Origin of the sequence: Klebsiella sp. OBRC7, from assembly GCF_000293135.1 — a bacterium.
Taxonomy (GTDB): Bacteria; Pseudomonadota; Gammaproteobacteria; order Enterobacterales; family Enterobacteriaceae; genus Klebsiella; species Klebsiella michiganensis.
This window is the reverse complement of record NZ_ALNJ01000036.1, coordinates 1-2,381: the sequence shown is the minus strand read 5'-3', so window position 1 is coordinate 2,381 and position 2,381 is coordinate 1. Positions and strand designations below refer to the sequence as shown.

Annotated in this window: 3 protein-coding genes and 1 pseudogene; all 4 read left to right on the top strand. The window is 33.9% G+C overall.

Annotation, left to right across the window (positions count from 1 at the left end; genetic code table 11):
* Nucleotides 1-77 precede the first annotated feature (77 nt).
* Complete coding sequence (locus HMPREF1144_RS09340; RefSeq protein ID WP_009652594.1) at nt 78-815, top strand: AfsA-related hotdog domain-containing protein; 738 nt, start codon at nt 78-80, stop codon at nt 813-815.
* Nucleotides 793-1,452 carry an HAD family hydrolase gene (locus tag HMPREF1144_RS09335; RefSeq protein ID WP_009652596.1) on the top strand — a complete coding sequence of 220 codons (660 nt, stop codon included), beginning with the start codon at nt 793-795 and terminating at the stop codon, nt 1,450-1,452. The genes HMPREF1144_RS09340 and HMPREF1144_RS09335 overlap by 23 nt, the downstream gene beginning before the upstream one ends.
* A 124-nt stretch (nt 1,453-1,576) precedes the next feature.
* Nucleotides 1,577-2,074, top strand: a complete 498-nt coding sequence (locus tag HMPREF1144_RS09330) for a DUF2165 family protein (RefSeq protein ID WP_042927377.1) — start codon at nt 1,577-1,579, stop codon at nt 2,072-2,074.
* Between the two features lie 79 nt (nt 2,075-2,153).
* Nucleotides 2,154-2,279 (top strand): annotated as a pseudogene (locus HMPREF1144_RS33545) (3-oxoadipyl-CoA thiolase); the annotation flags it as partial.
* Between the last annotated feature and the right edge of the window lie 102 nt (nt 2,280-2,381).

Below are 2,381 nucleotides of genomic sequence, written 5' to 3'. Positions count from 1 at the left end.
ATTACAAGCCTATATCGATAGGAAGATATAACTTACGTGCATTACATTCACTAAAGTTTATTTAGAGGTAATATATCATGAAAATCATTGTTGGTGACAGGTTTATTTCTTTTTGTAAAGAGACGGATAATATTATCTATTCTGAATTCATAAAAAGCCCACAAAAACTCTCAAAAACATCATTGATTATAGGATTGGGTTTGTCACAAAATGAATTAAAAGCAATACAAAAAATTTCTGATAAATATCAGATTAAATTATTTTTTAAAAACTCCCCTGCCGATTGCTGCATTACTCATAAATATAAAGAAAAAAATTGCCTAATATCAAAACCAGTACAAATCTCTGAAAATACATATGAGGCAAGCCTAATATTAGATGATGAAAGTGAATTACTATCAGATCATATCACTGGTTTACATCTGCAAGGAATGATACTAATTGAAGCATGTCGGCAAATGTTTATTTCTGTAGCAATGGATTATTTTTCTAAGAATTTTTTCTCAAATGAAAGATATGGTGCAATAAATAGTATGGATTCTCAGTTTGAATCTTACACTTTCCCTATCCCAGCATTAATACGATATACTCGGACAGCCTTGGAAAATAACACAGAACGGGATAATGTTTCCTTTTCAGGTAAAATTGAAATAATTCAGGCAGGCCGAAGATGTTTTCAGATGAGTATGAAGCATACTTACTACAAGCTGGAAAAAATCCAACCGATTGAAAAATATAAATGTCAGTCGGCCTGTAAGCGACTTGTTGAATCCATTACACCGGAGAAATCAAATGAAAAGATTCTCATTCTTTGATGTGGATGAAACAATAATTTATGAAAAAAGCATGTTTTCTGTTCTAACAGAAATAAGCAAACATTATATACACATAAAACCTAAAGAAATACAAGAACGATTGCAAAAAATGCGGAATGCAGGTATGGACAGAGCGACTGTAAACGGCGCTTTTTACAAAGAATTAAAAGGATTATTAAAAGATGATGTTTGCACTATATCTCAAAAATATATATGCGACAAAATCACCAGCAATAAAAAATTCATTATAAAAAAAGTGGTTTATCAATTAGAGTTGTATCGAAGGGAAAATTATCAGCCAGTATTTTTATCGGGTTCGGCGATAGATTTCATCAAACCTTTAGCTAATTATTTAAATGTGGAATATTGTCTGGCAACTCATCTTGTCATCAATGATGAGGGTAAGTACACCGGAGATATTGACGGGGGATCAATGATTGGTGAGGGAAAAAGGAATGCTCTTATGAAATTTCTTTCATCATCTCATGTTGATCCTATCAATTGTGCTGGCTTCGGGGATCACATCTCTGATCTAGGTTTTCTCGAATTAGTAGGAGAACCCCACGTCGTTGCAACAAATGATAAAAATTTAGTTGCCATAGCGGAAAAAAGGAACTGGCCAATTATTTACCCCTGAGTATTATCATTGATGAATGAAAACCGAGGAAAACAGGCAATTAATTACACACAAGATAATTATATCTCCGCGTCATTTTAAAATTCATTATAACATGCCCACTAATATACCAATGGTGAATATTATGAAAGTAGAAATATTAGCTAAAACGATTGTATTAACAGGTATGGCGCTATGGATGAGCGTTATAGTTTTTAATAATATATTTGATCCCGGAACAAATATATATAATATAGAAAACACAATCACTTTAAACTTATTGAAAGACGATCCTACCTTAGGAATTGGGCTTAGATGGCGAGCATGGCCATCTCAGTATGCAGGAATACTTTTGTATCTGGTAATTGCTTATCAGCTCATTACAGTAAGCTTATTTTGGTTTTCTTCTTATCGTTATTTATCTGTTCTCCATAACACATTGAGCGAAGAAAAAGCAATCAAAACTACGAATATGACCTTGGCTCTATTTTCAATTGAATGGTTCTTCTTCCTTATTGGCGGCTCATGGTTTGGATATTGGATCAAGCAGGGTCCCATTACTGGTGTCCATATAAATATGCTTTTATTTACTTTAGTTTTATTTGTTTTTTTTAATCAAAAAATAGCAGAAGTAACTAATTAATTCAAAATAAAATGGTATTGCTCTGACTATTTTCCTAGAGCATTACTCAATATCTAACTTTTTCTTTCGGGAGATAACTATGGAATATGCACTGATATGCGATGCCTTACGTACCCCTTTTGGGCGATACAAAGGGGCTCTTTCTACCACTCGAACCGATGACTTAGCCGCTTTACCCCTCAAGGCTCTGATGACACGGAACCCCACAGTTTGATCCTACCCACCATTAGTGGACACGCAACTAAGTGAGTAAACTCTCAACCAGAGGTGATTACTCATGACAAAACCAGCATCAAACAGCAAAACG

Excerpts from the sequence above, each read along its gene's own strand:
- HMPREF1144_RS09335 (WP_009652596.1), top strand. The coding sequence starts at position 793 with ATGAAAAGATTCTCATTCTTTGATGTGGATGAAACAATAATTTATGAA.
- HMPREF1144_RS09330 (WP_042927377.1), top strand. The coding sequence starts at position 1,577 with ATGAAAGTAGAAATATTAGCTAAAACGATTGTATTAACAGGTATGGCG.
- HMPREF1144_RS09340 (WP_009652594.1), top strand. The coding sequence starts at position 78 with ATGAAAATCATTGTTGGTGACAGGTTTATTTCTTTTTGTAAAGAGACG.